General features: G+C 73.1%; 13 protein-coding genes. 2 read left to right on the top strand and 11 right to left on the bottom strand.

Features of this window, described 5'->3' with window-relative positions:
• The first annotated feature begins 84 nt into the window (after positions 1–84).
• Positions 85–996 (top strand): LysR family transcriptional regulator, encoded by a 912-nt coding sequence (locus tag HPY32_RS09855; RefSeq protein ID WP_067591001.1) that lies wholly within the window; start codon positions 85–87, stop codon positions 994–996.
• Positions 997–1,138: 142 nt separating this feature from the next.
• Entirely contained in the window at positions 1,139–2,998 is a 1,860-nt protein-coding gene (locus tag HPY32_RS09850; protein WP_067591004.1) for an AfsR/SARP family transcriptional regulator, read from the top strand.
• 1 nt (position 2,999) lies between these two features.
• Here HPY32_RS09850 and HPY32_RS09845 read toward each other — a convergent pair whose 3' ends face one another.
• From HPY32_RS09845 to HPY32_RS09795, 11 genes are all read right to left on the bottom strand, one after another.
• Positions 3,000–4,013 (bottom strand): methyltransferase, encoded by a 1,014-nt coding sequence (locus HPY32_RS09845; protein WP_067596043.1) that lies wholly within the window; start codon positions 4,011–4,013, stop codon positions 3,000–3,002.
• Between the two features lie 29 nt (positions 4,014–4,042).
• Positions 4,043–4,972, bottom strand: a complete 930-nt coding sequence (locus HPY32_RS09840) for a glycosyltransferase family protein (protein WP_067591007.1) — start codon at positions 4,970–4,972, stop codon at positions 4,043–4,045.
• Positions 4,969–6,159 (bottom strand): phthiocerol/phthiodiolone dimycocerosyl transferase family protein, encoded by a 1,191-nt coding sequence (locus HPY32_RS09835; protein WP_231951748.1) that lies wholly within the window; start codon positions 6,157–6,159, stop codon positions 4,969–4,971. Before HPY32_RS09835 ends, HPY32_RS09840 begins: the two co-directional genes overlap by 4 nt.
• A 61-nt stretch (positions 6,160–6,220) precedes the next feature.
• A complete protein-coding gene (locus tag HPY32_RS09830; protein WP_197696563.1) occupies positions 6,221–7,204 on the bottom strand; it encodes an FkbO/Hyg5 family chorismatase in 984 nt (327 codons plus the stop codon).
• Positions 7,173–8,807 (bottom strand): AMP-binding protein, encoded by a 1,635-nt coding sequence (locus HPY32_RS09825; RefSeq protein ID WP_156674583.1) that lies wholly within the window; start codon positions 8,805–8,807, stop codon positions 7,173–7,175. The genes HPY32_RS09830 and HPY32_RS09825 overlap by 32 nt, the downstream gene beginning before the upstream one ends.
• A gap of 206 nt (positions 8,808–9,013) precedes the next feature.
• Complete coding sequence (locus HPY32_RS09820; protein ID WP_082871579.1) at positions 9,014–10,222, bottom strand: cytochrome P450; 1,209 nt, start codon at positions 10,220–10,222, stop codon at positions 9,014–9,016.
• Complete coding sequence (locus HPY32_RS09815; protein ID WP_067591017.1) at positions 10,216–11,484, bottom strand: FAD-dependent oxidoreductase; 1,269 nt, start codon at positions 11,482–11,484, stop codon at positions 10,216–10,218. The genes HPY32_RS09820 and HPY32_RS09815 overlap by 7 nt, the downstream gene beginning before the upstream one ends.
• Positions 11,477–13,147, bottom strand: coding sequence for a prenyltransferase/squalene oxidase repeat-containing protein (locus tag HPY32_RS09810; RefSeq protein WP_067591021.1), 1,671 nt, complete (start codon positions 13,145–13,147; stop codon positions 11,477–11,479). The genes HPY32_RS09815 and HPY32_RS09810 overlap by 8 nt, the downstream gene beginning before the upstream one ends.
• Positions 13,144–14,112 (bottom strand): UbiA family prenyltransferase, encoded by a 969-nt coding sequence (locus tag HPY32_RS09805; protein WP_197696564.1) that lies wholly within the window; start codon positions 14,110–14,112, stop codon positions 13,144–13,146. Before HPY32_RS09805 ends, HPY32_RS09810 begins: the two co-directional genes overlap by 4 nt.
• Positions 14,109–15,107 (bottom strand): polyprenyl synthetase family protein, encoded by a 999-nt coding sequence (locus HPY32_RS09800; protein ID WP_067591025.1) that lies wholly within the window; start codon positions 15,105–15,107, stop codon positions 14,109–14,111. The genes HPY32_RS09805 and HPY32_RS09800 overlap by 4 nt, the downstream gene beginning before the upstream one ends.
• Positions 15,104–16,132 carry an aminotransferase class I/II-fold pyridoxal phosphate-dependent enzyme gene (locus HPY32_RS09795; RefSeq protein ID WP_082871581.1) on the bottom strand — a complete coding sequence of 343 codons (1,029 nt, stop codon included), beginning with the start codon at positions 16,130–16,132 and terminating at the stop codon, positions 15,104–15,106. Before HPY32_RS09795 ends, HPY32_RS09800 begins: the two co-directional genes overlap by 4 nt.
• Positions 16,133–16,238: the final 106 nt, after the last annotated feature.

The raw sequence follows: 16,238 nt of genomic DNA, 5'->3' as shown, positions 1-16,238 counted from the left end.
GGATAATAGGTGGGCCGCTCCGGATTGTTCGCGATCAATCTCTTGCGGAACGACGGATTCGACTGCCGGGTATGTTGTTTCGCCATGGAGTGGTCCTCGACCGCGCTGCGGGTGCTGCGGGCGATTGCGGAGCTGGGGTCGTTCACCGCCGCCGCGGGAGCGCTCGGCTATACCCAGTCGGCGGTGTCGCGGCAGATGGCCGTGCTCGAACACGCGGCGGGCACGCCGCTGTTCGAGCGGCGCAGCGGCGGGGCGACCCTCACCGCGGCCGGGGCCACGCTGCTGCGGCACGCCTCGGCCGCGCTCGACGATCTGGACCGGGCCGAGCGCGCCCTGCACGGCATCGAACCCGGCGGCGGCACGGTGCGTGTCGGGGTGTTCACCAGCATCGGCGCGGCGGTGCTGCCGGAGACCCTGACGCTGATGCGCCGCCGCCGCCCGGACGTCGACGTCGTCACCCGGGAGGGTTCGACCGCCGCGCTCACCCGCAGCCTGCGCGCGGGCACCCTGGACCTGGCCGTGATCTCCGCGCGCCCGCCCTACCCGGCGCCCGACGACCAGGACCCGCCGCTGGAACTGGACGTGCTGCTCGAGGGCGAACTGCTGGTGGCCGTGCCCGCCGACAGCCGCCTGGGCCGCGACGGCACCGTCGGCCTCGACGACCTGCAGACCGCGACCTGGGTCTCCGGCCCGCACACCACCGGCGAGCACGGCATCGGCGTCTGGCCCGCGCTCCCCCAGCGCCCGATCATCGGCCATCAGACCCGGGATTGGCTGTCGAAGCTGTCGCTGGTCGCCGCCGGGTACGGGGTCACCACGCTGCCCCCGTACCTGCTGGCGCTGGTCCCGGATACGGTGCGGGTGGTGCGCGTCGTCGAGGGCGCGCCGGTGACCCGGCGGGTGCTGCTGGCCCGGCTGCCCGGCCTGATCACCGACGCGGTCGACGATCTGGCCGCCTGCCTGCGCGACGCCATCGACGGCCTGCCGCTGCCGTGACCGGATTATCAGGGTATTACCCAAAATTTATGCCGAGGACCATCCCGGACAGAGATCGTTTGACATACTGACTATCCACACCCGGGGGAGTCTGATGATCCAGAAGCCTTCTGGTGCACCAGTTTTCGATCCGGGAGGTTATATGTCACTGGTTCGGCTGGGGCTGCTCGGTCCGTTGGAGGTGCTGGTCGATCGCGTGCGGCTGGACGGCCTGCATCAGCCCAAGCAGCAGGCGGTGTTCGCCATGATGGCGGCCAACAGCGGCCGCACCGTCCCGATCGCCGATCTCATCGGCGGCATCTGGGGCGAGGGCAGTCCGCCGTCCGCGCTGAGCGCGCTGCGCAACTACATGTCGTCGCTGCGAACGATGCTCCGCCATCACGGGTGCAGGCAGGACGCGCTGCGCTGGGCGGGCGGCGGCTACCGGTTCGACGCGACGCTGGAGATCGACGCCGCCGCGGTGGAGCGATTCCTGGTCTCCGCCGAGGCCGCCCGCGCGTCCGGGCGGCTGGATCTGGCCGCCGACAGCATCCGCGCCGGGCTGCGATTATGGCGCGGGGAGGCGCTGTCCGGGGTTCCGGGGCCGTGGGCGGCGGGTGAGCGGGCGCGGCTGCATCGCTCGCGAGAGACGCTGCGCCGCTGGGCCATCGAGATCTCCATCGATCAGGGCAATCACGAGGCGGCGATCGCGCAGCTGGAGGCCCTGGTGCATGCCGAGCCGCAGTCCGAGCAGTGGCGAATCCTGTTGATGACGGCGCTGTTTCGGGCCGGGCGGCGCATCGACGCCCTCGAGGTCTACCGGGCCGCGCGCGACTGGTTCATCGACACCATGGGTTTGGAGCCCAGTCCCGCCATGACCGAACTGCACCAACACATCCTGAGCGGCGAGACGGTGGGCGGTGGCGCCCTCGCCCCGGCCGCGGTGTCGGCTCCGGCGCGGCCGGTGCCGTCGCAGTTGCCGCCGGACACCATCGACTTCACCGGCCGCACCGCCGAACTCGCGCAGGTGACCGCGGCGCTCGCCCCGGGCCGCGCGGTCTCGGTGGTGGCCCTCACCGGCATGGGCGGGGTGGGCAAGACGGCGCTGGCGGTGCATGTCGGGCATCGGGTGCAGGACCGGTTTCCCGACGGCCGCCTGTACGTCGATCTGCGGCCCGCCGACGGGCCGCCCGATGTGGCCGAGGTGCTGGCGGGTTTCCTGCGCGCCCTGGGTGTCGCCGAGGCCGAGATCCCGGCGGGCGGCGCGGAGCGGTCGGCCCTGTTTCGGACCGTCGCCCGCGGCAAACGCCTGCTGGTGCTGCTCGACAACGCCATCTGCACCGAACAGGTGACGCCGCTGCTGCCCGCGTCGGCCGGATGCGCGGTGCTGGTCACGGCCCGCACGCCGATGACGGCGCTGCCGGTGGCGCGGCGGGTGCGGCTGGCGCCGATGGAGCCCGCCGAGGCCGCCGAGCTGTTCACCCGGATCGTCGCCGACGCCCGCCCGGCCGCGGAACCGCAGGCGGTGCGCCGCGTCGTCGTCCTGTGCGGCGGCCTGCCGCTGGCGATCCGGATCATCGCCGCGCGCCTGGTGACCCGGCCGGGCTGGATGATCGCCGACGAGGCCGACCGGCTGGGCGCCGAGCGGGACGGCCTGCAGCAGTTCCGGTTTCGCGACACCTCGCTGGAGAGCGCCTTCCAATCGGCCTACGACCAGCTGGATCCCGAACTGGCGCACGCGTTTCGGACGCTGGCCCGGCTGGACCGCCCGGACGCGACCGTGGCGGCGGTCGCGGCCGCGCTCGGCTGCGATCCGGGCGAGGCGGTGCGCCTGTGCGACGCCCTGGTCGATCGCGGCATGCTGGACAGCCCGGCGCCCGGGCGCTACCGCTTCCACGATCTGGTGCGGGTATTCGCCCGCAGCAGACCGGATTCCGACGCATCGGCCGCGATGCGCCGCCCGACCGGGTTCATCGGGGCGCCGAGCCCGGTGATCCTGCCGTGCACGCAGTGTTCCGGATAGCTCAGCGCGGGCGGCAGTCGATGACGGTGAGCCCGCCGTCCCAGCGCCGCACCCCGGCCACCGTCGCACCGGCGCGGGCGGCGAGGGCGGTGAACTGGTCGGCGTCGCGCAGCCGCCCGCCGACCACGGCGAGCATCTGTAGGTCGTAGGGCGAATCGGGGGCGAGCACGCTGTCGTCGGGCAGCACCTCCACGATCAGCACCCGGCCGCCGGGCCGGGCGGCCGCCACGCAGTTGCGCAGAATGTCGTGCGCCGCTTGGTCGTTCCAATCGGTCAGCACGCGGGACACGATGTAGGCGTCGGCGCCGGCGGGCAGCGGCTCGAAGAAGCTGCCGCCGATCGCGTCGGCGCGGGCGCCGAGCCCGGCGGCGGCGAACCGCTGCCGCGCGGTGTCGACCGCGCGCGGCAGATCCACGACCGTGCCGCGCATGCTCGGCCGGGCACGCAGGATCTCGGTGAGCAGGATGCCCGCGCCGCCGCCGACGTCGATCACGTGCTCGATGCCGGTCCAGTCGTACTCGGTGGCCACCAGGTGCGCCACGGTGGCGGTGTCGGTGCCCATGAGGGTGTCGAATTCGGCACGCAGCCGCGGTTTGTCGGCCAGGTCCTCCCACAGCGGGCGGCCGTGCACCGCGCTGTAGCCGTCGCCGCCGGTGCGCAGCGCGTGCGCCAGGCCGCCGTAGGCGGCGTCCATGCGCGCACCGGGGCCGGACAGGTCCATCCAGGCGCGCCGCGCGGCGCCCGCCTCGCCGATCAGGCCGCGCGAGACGTCGGTGAGGGCGTAGCGCTGCGGTTCGGGCTCGCCGAACAGGCCGTGCGCCACCAGGTACCGCAGCAGTCGGCCCAGCGTGTCGGCGTCGACGCCGGTGGCCGCCGCCAGCTCGCCCAGCGACGCCGGGCCGTCGGCGAGCAGCTCCGGCACGCCGAGGGTGACCGCGGCGCGCACCGCGTAGGGCGTGGCCACGTCGGTGAGCCGGGCCAGGATCGCGTCGGGATCGGTTGCCACGTCGGGCATCTGCACACTCCTCGCTCGGGGATGGGTTGTCATCGCGACCGCGCGACCAGCGCGGCCAGGTGGGGCCGGGTATCGGTGAAATGGCCGAGGCGGCCGAGCGCACCGTCGACGACCCCGGCGGCCAGGGCGAGCAGCTTGCTCGTCCGGTCGCGCTCGAACAGGCCGATGGACAGCACGTTCGAGATCAGGTGGGCATTGAGCCGCAGCAACTCGGCCCGGTGGCGGGCATTGCGGGTGGTGAAGTGCACGCAGTTGCGGGCGGTGTAGTAGCGCCGGAACGGCGGATAGTGGAAGGCCAGCATGGATCTGCCGAGCAGCGACCGGATCTCGAACGCGCCGACGCTGTGCCGCAGCACCACACCGGTATTCACCACGACGCGCACGCCGCGCCGGGTCGCGCGCAGGCACAGGTCCCAGTCCAGGTAGTCGATGATGTAGCGCTCGTCGAACGGGCCCATGGCCTGCCACGCGTCCCGGGTGATCATGGTGCCCGACGAGATCACGAAGGGCGCCTCCAGCGGGCCGTTCTTCGCGTGCGCGGCAATGGTGTCGGCGTCGACCACCTCGTTGCCGAGCAGGAATATGCCGGTGCCGCGGTCGTAGATCACCGGACCGGCCAGCAGCGGGGCCGACCCTTCGGGCCGGGGTGTGGCGAGCATGGCGTCGAAGTAGTCGTCGCCGGGTTCGGAGTCCTGGTCGAACAGGAAGAAGACCTCGGCGCCGCGCCCGGCGAGCAGGTCGATGCCGCGGTTGAAGCCGCCGCCGAGGCCGCCCTCGTTCCCGTTGTGCAGCACCGTGATTCCCGCGTCGGTGAGGCGCGCGTACCAGGGTTGGGGCACGGGGGTGTTGTCGACCACGCACACCTGGATGCCGCGCCGCGCCAGCGATATCGCGTGCTCGACATTGCCGGGCGTGGGATTCCAGGTGACGATCACCACGCCGAAGGCCGGGCCGGTCATCGGCTCACCTCCGTCAGTTCGGCGCGGATGGCATCGAGGACGGCGTCGGTGCCGAGGTGGTCGCCGACGTAGCCGATGGTCATGCGCCCGGCGTAGGTGTAGACCTGCAGCAGCGCGGCCGGGGAATCGGCGGCCGAGGGGCGCGGGTGGGCGAGGTGGAATCCGGTCTCGTAGTCGGTGACCGTCAGCCCGGCGGGCGTGCGCAGCGCGGGGATCGCGCCCAGATTGGTGAGCGAGATGTGCCCGGCCAGACTGTGTTTGCGGGTGTCGCCGAACAGATCCGGGAAGTGCAGCACCGACTGGGCGACCACGCCGCTGTCCAGGTCGGTGCGCAACCGGTCGCCGATGCGGCGGGCGAGATCGGTGGCGGCGGTGGCGGTTTCGATCTCGGCGTCGAAGCAGGCGAAGGTCGACATGGTGGTGCCGCCGGTCGCCGACACCGCGGGCAGCAGCCGCGACCGCAGATCCACCGCCGCCAACACGCCCACCGGCACCGGGCTGCCGTCCGTCGACGCCACGGTGGCGTAGGCGCGCAGCAGGGCGGCGCTGACCAGGCTGTTGACCGACAGCCCGGTGCGGCGGCCGGATTCGACTATGCCGGTGGTGATCTCGGCGTCGAGGATCAGGCGGTCGGGGCGGGCCAGGATATTGCGGTAGGGGATCTCGCCGACGGTCTCCGGCTCGTCGGGCATGGGCCGGTAGACCGGTTCCAGACCCGAGCGGGGCCCGCGCTCGATGCCGCGCGTGGTCACGTGCCACTCCAGCGACTGCGGATAGTCCTGCGGCGCAGGCAGATCGGCGACCGAGGCCGGATGGCCCGCGTACAGGTCCCACAGCCGCGCGAACAGTTCCATGTCGTGGCGGGCGTCGGCGATGCTGTGATGCACGAACAGCGTGACCCGCGCCCCGTCCCGGCCGCACACGATATCCAGGTACGCCAGTTGCCGATCCGGATCGGTGAATCCGGCCGGGGCCCGCACCGGTTCCGGATCACCGGCGCGCACCCAGGCGCCCTCGGCGGGAAACTCGGTGGGCCGCACCAGCCGATCGCCGTCCTCGAGGGTGACGATCCGGCAGCCCAGGACCGGGTAGGCGTGCTGGAGGGCGGTGAACGCCGCCCGCATCGCGTCCGGATCGAAGTCCCCCGTCACCGGGACGGTCCAGTAGCCGAAGACACCGCTGGACACGAACCGTCGCTCCGACGGGGACAGTGGCCGAATTATCGTCTGCTCCATCACTTTTCGTCCCTCATGCCACGGCCTCGATCTCGACCAGCAGGTCCCTGCGGCAGATGTCGACGACCAGGTACGCGATCTCGGCCTCCGGCGGCAGCGCGGCGGCGCAGGCCCGGCGCACCACCTCCAGGTGCTCGCGGTGGCGGACGTACACCTTGGCGCGCCGAATCGCCGACAGCCCATAGGGTTTGGCGATCCCGTACCGGCCCAGATTCTGCTCGCCGACCAGTTCCCGGATATTGGCGAGCGCCACCTCGCACTGCCGCGCCACATCGCCCGGGCACACCGTCTCGTGCCCGAGGATCGCGGCGGTGCCCGAGACGAACAGGGTGTCGCTGCCGCCGTCGGGCAGCAGGTGGGTCGCCCGCGCGAAGGTCGGCGCCTTCGGACCGTAGCGGCGCGGATACCGGTAGGCCGGGATCTGGCGCGGGTTCTCGATGTGGGTGACGCCGCCGGACCGGCAGCTCAGGAAGTAGAAGACCACGCCGCTGCCGTGCGTGCCGACACCGGTCGCGGCGGGCATCGCCTTCCCGTGTGCGGCAAAGGCTTCCGCCCGTCCCAGGCAGAAGTCGCGGTAGATCTCCAGGCCGTCGGCATTGGCCGCGTTGATGTCGCCGACGTAGTTCCACATCCGGACCAGCGTGGGGTAGCCGAGCGCGTCGGCGAGGCCGAAGGCGGCCGCGTACCGCTCGCGGGTGTGTGCCGCGTACCGGTCGCCGTGCCGAATGTGCCCGGCGCAGAACAGGATATCGTCGTCGTGCGCGTAGACCAGGCCGTCGGTGTGGCCGGTCCGCGCGTCGCCGTCGGTGATCCACACCTCGCGGAAACCCGCGGATTCGGTTGCGGCGGCGCGGATCCGGACCACCGGGACGCCGTCGCGCAGCTCCGCGGGGCCCTCCTCGGCGCCGAATTCCACGACGGCCAGGGCGCGCCGCCCGGTCACCGCCGTCGCGGCATTCTCGTAATCACAGCTCAGCGCCGACCGTACCGCACGCACGAACACCATCCTTCGCATTGTCGTTCGCGGCGGATCGCGCCGCCGTCAACCGGTCCCGCAGCGTCGGGCGATCCACCTTGCCCATGCCGGTCCGCGGGATGTCGTCCACGACGAACAGTGCGTCGGGCGTCTTGTGCGCGGCAACGCCGGTGTCGGCGAAGAACTTCCGGACCCGTGGGAGATCCACCGCGGTCCCGGCGGCGGGAACGACGGCGGCCGCGATGCATTCGCCGAGGTCCGGGTGCGGCAGCGACACCACCGCCGCGGCCGCGATCCCGGGCAGCCCGTACAGCACCGTCTCGACCTCCACCACCGAGATCTTCTCGCCGCCGCGATTGACGAGATCCTTGATGCGCCCGGCGATGTCGATCCGACCGTCCGCGCGGCGGCGGGCCAGATCACCGGTGTGGTACCAGCCGTCGGCGGTGAACGCGCTGTCGTCGGCGGCGCCGAGATAGCCGCGCACCAGCGACGGTCCGCGGGTCACCACCTCCCCGACCGTTCCCGCGTCGGCCTCCTGCCCGGCGGTGTCGAGCAGGCGGATCTCGTCGCCGGTGACCGGCAATCCCTGGGTGTGGTACCGGAATTCGGGCGGATCGTCCGGCGAGGTCATGCACACCGGCCCCTCCGACATCCCGTACACCTGCTGCACGGTGACCCCGAGGGCCCCTTCCACCTCGGCGGCGAGGTCGGGCGGCGTGACCGCGCCACCGAGTTGCAGCAGGCGCAGACCGGCCACCGCGGCGCGGGCGGCGGGCGAGGACCGGGCATGCTCGGCCCAGCGCCGGGCCACGGCCGGGACCAGGGCCGACATCGTCACCCCGTGCCGGGCGATCGCCGCGAACGCGGCCTCGGGACTGGGCGAGCGGCCCAGCACCACGGTGCCCCCGGCGTCGAGCACGCCGAGGATGCCCGGCGAGGCCAGCGAAAAGTTGTGTGCGACAGGCAATGCCGCCAGATACACCGTCGCCGCGTCCACCCCGCTCGCGGCCGCGCACGCCCGGAAGGCGTGCCGGTAGTCGCGATGGGTGTGCGGCACCAGCTTGGGACGGCCGGTGGTGCCGCCCGACAGCAGGATCACCGCGTCCTCGTCGACGTCCGGGTCGTGCCGGTCCAGGTCGGCGCGCACCCGGTCCGCCTCCTCGACCCGGTGCTCGCACGCGCGGCGCAGATCGATATCGGCGGCGCCCACGTCCTCCCCCGCCACGAACACCGGCCGCCCGGCGGCCAGCCGATGCGCATCGCCGCGATGATCGTGCCCCTGATGGGTGTCGACGGTGAAAACGGCCGCCACACCGGCGGTCTCGGCGATCCGCGTCAGATCGTGCAGCCGATGCCCCATGAGCGCCGGAATCGCCGCCGCCCCGGCCCGCTGCACCGCCAGCATCCCCACCACCAGCTCCCACCCGTTGGGCAGCTGCATCAGCACCCGATCCCCCCGCCCGATCCCCACCTCCCGCAACACCACCGCCAGCGCATCGGCCCGCCGCGCCAGCGCCGCGTAACTCACCGCACCGGCGTCGTCCCACAGCGCGACCCGATCCCCGCCGCGCCGCGCCCACTCCCACATCGCCCCACCCAGCGACCCGCTGCTCAATCCCACCACAGCAGTCCCTTCACTTCCGTCGACCCTCCGATGTGCTCCCGGCTGCCCTCTGCTTCGCTCCCGACACGCGCCCTCTGCTTCGTTCCGGCGCGCACCCTCTGCTTTGTTCCAGCACGCACCCTCCGATTTGTTCCAGCACGCGCCCTCCGATTTGTTCCAGCACGCGCCCTCCGATTTGTTCCCGGCATGCTTTTGGCCGGGACCTACCACGTCACCGGAAGCCGACGAACCCCGAAAGCCGAAGTGGTGCCCTTGAATTCCAATTCCGTCGCCGGAACCGCCAGCCGCATGCCCGGCAGCTCGGTGACCAGGGTGCGCAGGGCCAGTTCCAGTTCCAGGCGGGCCAGGCCCTGGCCGAGGCACTGGTGCGGGCCGAAGCCGAAGGCCAGGTGCCTGCGGCTGCCACGGGTGAGATCCAGCTCGTCGGGGTCGGCATACACGTCGGGGTCGCGGTTGGCGATCGTGCACAGGGCCACGATCCCGTCCCCGGCGCGAATGGTGACCCCGCCGATCTCGATATCGGCGGTGGCCACCCGCGACACGGTGTCCACGATGGTGAAATACCGCAGCATCTCGTCCACCGCGCTCGCCATCCGGACGGGGTCGCCGTCGAGATGCTCGCGCAGCTCCGGGCGCTGCATCAGGGCCAGCGCGCTCAGCGCGATCTGATTCGCGGTGGTCTCGTGCCCCGCGATCAGCAGCAGGAACGCATGCGACACCAGGGCTTCGCGCCGGTAGTCGCCGCGTTCGCGGGTCGCGCGCACATAGTTGCCGATGATGTCGTCACCGGGATCGGCCTCCTGCGCGGCGACCAGCCCGGTGAGGTACTCGTGGATCTCGCCGAACGCGGCCCGGCCCTGTTCGGGCGTGACGGTGTTGTCGATCAGTGCGGGCGTGCGGGATTCGAAGAAGTCGTGGTCGGCATACGGCACGCCGAGCAGTTCACAGATGACCCGCGACGGCACCCGCAGCGCGAACTCCGCCACCAGATCCACCGGCCGCGGCCCGGCCCGCAGCTGCCCCACGGCCTCGGCGATGATCTTCTCCACCACCGGCGCGTAGTCGCGGATGCGCCGCTCCTCGAACTCCCGCTTCAGATCGCCGCGCGCCCGGGTGTGCGCGGGCGGATCCATCGACACCAGAAACGGATTCGGCCCGGAGATCAGCACCGGCGCGTCCGCGGACTGCTCGAACGACGGGAAGTTCGGGTGCGCGCGATCGGCGGTGGTCCGCGAATCCGCCAGCACCCGGCGGACTTCCGCGTGCCGGGTCACCACCCACACCGTCTTCCCGTTCGGGGTGCGGGCGGGCACGATCGGCCCGGCCTGCTGCATGGACCGGCAGACGGCGGGCAGGTCGTACGCGCCGTCGCGCACCACCGGCAGCCGCCAGGCGTGCTCTTCGGTCAGCACATCGCCTCCTCGATGTCGCGGCCACGCTGGGCGGGCAGCAGGCCCAATTGGTAGAGCCGGTCGACCATGCCCAGCGGGGCGGGGTTCACCCCGGCGATATTGCGGCAGGTCGCCGCCAGCAGCCGCGGATTGTTCGCCGTGCCGCGCAGCAGCCGCCGCCCGAGCCGGCGCCCCACCGGCGAGACCGCGGTGAGCATGCGCGAAGCATTGTGGCTCACGGTGGCCACGTGCCGCAGCTGCGGCAGCCGGACCCGCTCGTAGTCGGTCAGCGCCCGATCGAGGGCGGCCGGGTCCGCCGCGCCCACCGCGGTGATCCGGTCGGCCAGCTCGGCCGCGTCGGCGATGGCGGAGTTCATGCCCTGCGCGGCCATCGGATGCACCGCGTGCGCGGACTCGCCCACCAGCGCCAGGCCGGGCAGCGCCAGCCGGTCCACCAGATACCGTGGCACGGAGAACAATTGGCGCTGGGTGCGCGGATCGAGCAGCAGCTCGGCGAGCGGGGCCAGGGCCGCGATCCCGGCGGTCGCCTCGACCGCCCAGCGCCGCATGGCCGCGTCGTCGCGGCCGCGCAGCTCCTGCGGACCGGCCTGGATGTAGAGCCGGGTGCGCGCGTGCGGCAGCGGATACACCAGGCGCAGACCGCGATCGGTGACGTAGGCGGTCAATTCCTCGTCCCGGGCGCCGGGCACGTCGAACGACACCAGCCGGTGCGGATACTGGGTGCGGGCGACGGCGATCCCCGCCGCCGCGCGCAGTCCGGAGGCCGCGCCGTCGGCGGCCACCACCAGCGGCGCGCGCACGCTGCCGAGCCGCTCGTCGGCCACCTCGACTCCGCACACCCGTCCGGTGTCGTCGTGCAGCGGCCCGCGCACCGGCACGCCGCGATGCACCCGCACGCCCGGCGGCAGGCTGTCGGCCAGGGCGGCGAGAATCGTCGGGTAGTCGGCGGACAGGATCCGTCGGCGGCCGCCGAGCAGCCCCGGATAGTCCAGTTCCAGCAGTGCCCGCCCGTCGCTCGCGCGGGCGCACAGCCGGTCGATCTCCACGCCGCCCGCCGCCAGCAGCCGTCGAGTCACTCCCCACCGATCCAGCGCGGTGAGCGAACCCGGTTGCAGCAGTTCACCCTTCGCGATCGACGGCGGCTGTCGCTGTTTGTCCAGGACGATCACCGCCAGCCCGGCCGCCGCGAGCGCGCAGGCCGCGGCCAGGCCGCCCGCTCCCGCGCCGCACACCACGGCGTCGGCGTCGGTTCCACTAGCCATCGTCGTCCTTCCTGCCGAGGCCGCGGCGATAGGCGGCCAGCGCGCGCAGGGCCAGGCCCGCGGTGATCGCGCCGTTGGGGTAGTGCACGCAGTGCCGGATGTAGGCGCTGACCGGCGCCTCGGGCCAGTGCCCGTCGGGTTGCTGCCGGGCCAGCAGCCAGTCCGCGGCGCGGTCGATTTCGGCTGTGCCGGGGGCGATTCCGGCCTCGAGCAGGGCGCGCAGCGCCCACGCGGTCTCCTCCACCGAGCCCGCCCGGCCGTCGCCGGGACCCCACGATCCGTCCGAGTGCTGGGTCGCCAGCAGCCAGCGCACGCCGCCGCGCACGGTGGGGTCGGTGGCCGGGTCGGTGATCCGCGCCAGCGCGCCGATCACCTGCGCGGTCCCGGCGGTGTGGCCGCGGTACCACAGCGATTCGAACGAGCCGTCGGGCCGCTGCACCCCGGCCAGCCAGCGCGCCGCGCGCCGAATCCCGTTGTCCTCGGGTGGGATTCCGGCGTCCAGCAGCGCGTCGACGGCCTGCGCGGTCAGGTACGGGCACGGGCCGTCGTTGGCGAGGGCGGTGTCGCGCACCCACAGGCTCCACGAGCCGCGGGTGTCCTGCCGCCCGGCCAGCCAGCGCGCGCCCCGCGCCACGTGCGGATCGCGGTCCGCGCCCGGCATTTTCGCCAGCGCCGACAGCAGTTCCGCCGATTCCAGGGTGACCGGCCAGCCGTCGGGCCCGGAGTAGCTCCAGCCGCCGGGCGGGCAGTCCAGCATGGTGAACGGCCGGGTCAGCTGCGCGGCGCGCACGCCGTCGGCGGTCACCGCCAGCCGCGGATCGGCCCCGTAGCCCGCATCGCACAGGCCGGTGGCCGCGAAACCGGTGTAGGTGAGCCGGATTTCGACGATCGTCCAGGAGCCGTCGGCGAAGACGCTGCGGCGCAGGAAGTCCGCGATGGCCTCGGTGAGATCCGGTGCGGCGCCGGAGCGTACGAGCCCCAACCCGGTCATCCCGGCCGCCCAGGCGTCGGCGCCGAACGCGCCGGTGCCGCCCTCGTCGCGATGGATGCCGTACAGCACCCGCAGCGCGGCGGGGGTGGCGGCGTGGTCGATCAGGCGGCGCAGCAGCCCGCCGGGTTCGGCGCGCGCCTGGGCGAGCGCGGTGGCGGCCAGCACCCCGGACCGGAACGACATCCGGGTGCGCCGCAGCCGCGGCAGCGCGAACACCCACAGCGGCACCCGAACCGGCGCGGGCGGCGCCCACCCGGCCATGGCGTGAAAACGGTGGCACACCGCCGACAGCGCGGGGTCGGCGATGCCGGACAGCCCGCCGAGCCGGTCCAGCGCGGCCCGCCCGGCCCGCACGCGGTCGCCGCTGCCGTCGGCGTCCACCAGGTGCAGCACGGCGGCCGCGATGGCGGTGGTGACCGCCTCGGTGGGCTGGCCGGGCACCGAACCCCAGCCGCCGTCGCCGTTCTGTGTCCGGCTCAGGTGCGCGACCCCGCCCGTCACATACGCGCGGGAGCCGACCGGATCGTGCAGGTGCAGAACGAGAGTCGCGCCCGCGGTGGCCAGCGTCGCGCCGACCCCGGAGTCGTAGTCGAACAGCCCGTCGGCGGCGCGGTGGCGCAGCACGGCCTCCGCACCGGTCTCGAGCGCGGTATCGATCGTGCGGGTGGTCATGCCGACCTCACAGGGATATCGCCGAATTCGTGCCGGCGCCGCAGCAGCGCCTGCGTGGACAGGGAGATCGCCAGCGCCGCAACCAGAATCACGACCGCGACCGGCGCCCCGAGGCCGCCGGAGGCGACCGCGGCGGCCAGCACCAGCCGCTCGGCGATCAGGATCTCGTGGGTGCGCAGCGCCCGCCGCGGATCGGCCGGGTCGCCGCCGAGCAGCACCCGGTACCCGGCCAGGCCCAGGCAGACGGCCGCGAGCACCAGCCCGCCGCCCACCGCACCCAGCCCGCCGATGACCGCCAGCGCCACGGCCGCCGCCATGGCGGCGGCGAAAAGCGCTGCCGCACACCAGCTCGCGGCCCGCGCGCCGATCACCACCGGCAGCGTGCGGTACCCGCCCGCCCGATCCCCGGCGGTATCGCGCACGGTGCCGACCAGATTCGACGCGGTGTCCTGCACCAGGAACACGCACGCCCACGCCCAGGCGAGCGCGACCGGATGGCCGTCCACCACGGTCGCCGCGAACAGCAGCACCAGGCCGGTCAGCAGCCCGCGCGCCAGATTGCCGAAGATGCCGCGCGGCTTGAGCACCTTGCTGTAGACCACCACGCCGACCGCGCCCAGCACCGCCACCGCGACCGCCCACGCCTGGACCAGCGCCGTCACCGCCAGCGCGACCGCCACGCAGCCCGCGCCCACCGCCACCGCGGTCCCCGGGCGCAGCCGCCCCGACGGGATCGGCCGGTGCGGTTTGCTGCCCGCGTCCAACTCGCGGTCGAGGTAGTCACCCAGGTACAGGCCCGCGGCCCACACCAGCGTCGGCGCCAGCCACGCCGTCATCCATTGCGCGGGTGCGGGATGCCCGCCCAGGGCCGCGCCCGCCAGGCCCGCCAGGCCGGGATAGGCCAGGGTGTAGGGGCGGCAGGTCTCCACGTGCGCCCACCAGTGCCGCCGGGTGCGCGCGCTCACCACGTGCGCCCGATCATGCTGTCCGCCAAGGCGATCAGCCGCTCCCCGCGCACACCGAACGGCGCGAGATCCGCACGCGCCGCGGCCACCTCGGCCGCCACCCGCGCCGACGCCTCGGCCAGCGCGCCGGTCTCGGTGAGCACCTGCCGCAGCAGCCGGTGCGCCTCGTCGGCGGGCAGCCGCCCACTCAGCGACTGCTCGATGCGCCAGCACTGCGTCGTGTCGGCCAGTTCGATGCCGACCAGCACCGGGAACGTCGGCCGCTGATTGACGATGTCGGTGACCGAGCTCTTGCCCGCCCGGCTGGTGTCGGCCAGATACGGCAGCAGATCGTCGCGCATCTGGAAGGCGCAGCCGAGATGGTCGGCGAACGAGCGCAGCGCGCGGACCTCCTCGCCGCTGCCGCCGCCGAGCACCGCGCCCGCCGCGCACGCCGCGATGAACAGCGCACCGGTCTTCAGCCCGGCCATGGTGCGGTAGCGGGCCATCCCGCAGTACAGGTCACCGGCCAGGCCCGCCTCCATCGCCTGCCCCCGGCACAGATCCAGTCCCGCGACCGCGACGATGCGCACCGCCTCCAGCACCGCGGCCGGGGGGAACCCGAGCTCCGCGGCCTCGGTCAGCGTGCGAAAGGTGTCCAGCAGCAACGCATCCCCGGCCACGATGGCCTCGTCGCGGCCGTAGCGGGCGTGCACGGTGGGGCGGCCGCGGCGCAGCAGATCGCCGTCGATGATGTCGTCGTGCACCAGGGTGGCCACGTGCAGGTACTCCAGCGCCACCGCGATCGGCACCAGGTCGGCGGGATCCGCGCCGACCGCCGCCGCCGACTCCACCAGCAGCACCGGGCGCACCAGCTTGCCCGGCGGCTGCACGGCGTAGCGGGTCACGGCATCGAGCCGGTCGCCGTCGCCCGCGGCGGTCCCGGCCAGATAGTGCCGCAGCGCCGGGGCCGGATCGAATTCCTCGGTGCGTGAGTCGATATAGCCGGGTTTCACGGCGCGACCGCCTGCCGGGCGGCGGCCCGGAATCCGGCGGCCACCTCCGCGAACGCGTCGTTGGTCGCCGGACTGCCGATCGTCACGCGCACCCCGCGCTCGGCCCACTCGCGCACCCGCAGGCCGTAGGCGGCGCAGTGCCTGGTGAATTCGCCCGCGTCGGGAGTGGGCACCCACAGAAAGTTGGCCTGGCTCACCGGAACCTGCCAGCCCTGCTCGATCAGCAGGTCCCGCAGGCGGGTTCGCTCCGCGCCGACCTGCGCGCACCGCTGCCGCATCTCCGCGACCCCGGCCAGGGCGGCCACCGCGGCGGCCTGCGCCGGAGCGCTGGGCGCGAAGAACATGCGCAGGACGGCCAGGCGCGCGGTCAGCGCGGGCTGGGCGACGAGGTAGCCGATCCGCAGCCCGGCCAGCCGGTAGGACTTCGAAAACGTGCGCAGCACACACACTCTCGGATCCTCGCGGACCAGGTCGAGCGCGTCGCGGTAGCCGGGGTCGAGCACGAAATCCCGGTACGCCTCGTCGATCAGCACCGTGACGTGGTCGGGCAGCCGGTCCAGGAACCGCCGCAGCCGCTGCTGATCCAGCAGCGCGCCGGTGGGATTGTTCGGATTGCACAGCATGACCACCGCGGTCCGGTCGGTGACCGCTGCGGCCATCGCGTCCAGATCGGTGTCCACCCCGTCCAGGGCGACCGGCACCGCGTCGGCGCGCACGTGCCCGATCATCGACGGATAGCCCTCGAACGACGGCCACTGGTGCACCACCTGCGCGCCCGGCTCGCAGCAGACCAGCAGCAGAAGCTGGCACAGCGCGGCCGATCCCGGCCCGAACACCAGATGATCGGCGGGCAGCCCGAGATGCTCGGCCAGCGCGGCGGTCGCGCCCGCGGCCGTCATGTCCGGATAGTCGTTGGCGATGGCCGCCGCCTCCGCCGCCCTCGCCACCAGCTGCCGATCCGGGCGAAATGCCACGGTGTTCATGGACAAGTCGGGGTCGTCGACCCATTCTCCGGAATTCACCATCACCGGACCCTCCGCTATCAACCGCCGGTTTCGCCGTGACGCCACCGGAAAAACTCACCAATTCATGATCGACAGAATTGCCGGACCGTCCGACCTCCACCCCGTA

This window comes from Nocardia terpenica (assembly GCF_013186535.1).
GTDB classification, from domain to species: Bacteria; Actinomycetota; Actinomycetes; order Mycobacteriales; family Mycobacteriaceae; genus Nocardia; species Nocardia terpenica.
This window is presented reverse-complemented; position numbering and strand designations above follow the sequence as displayed.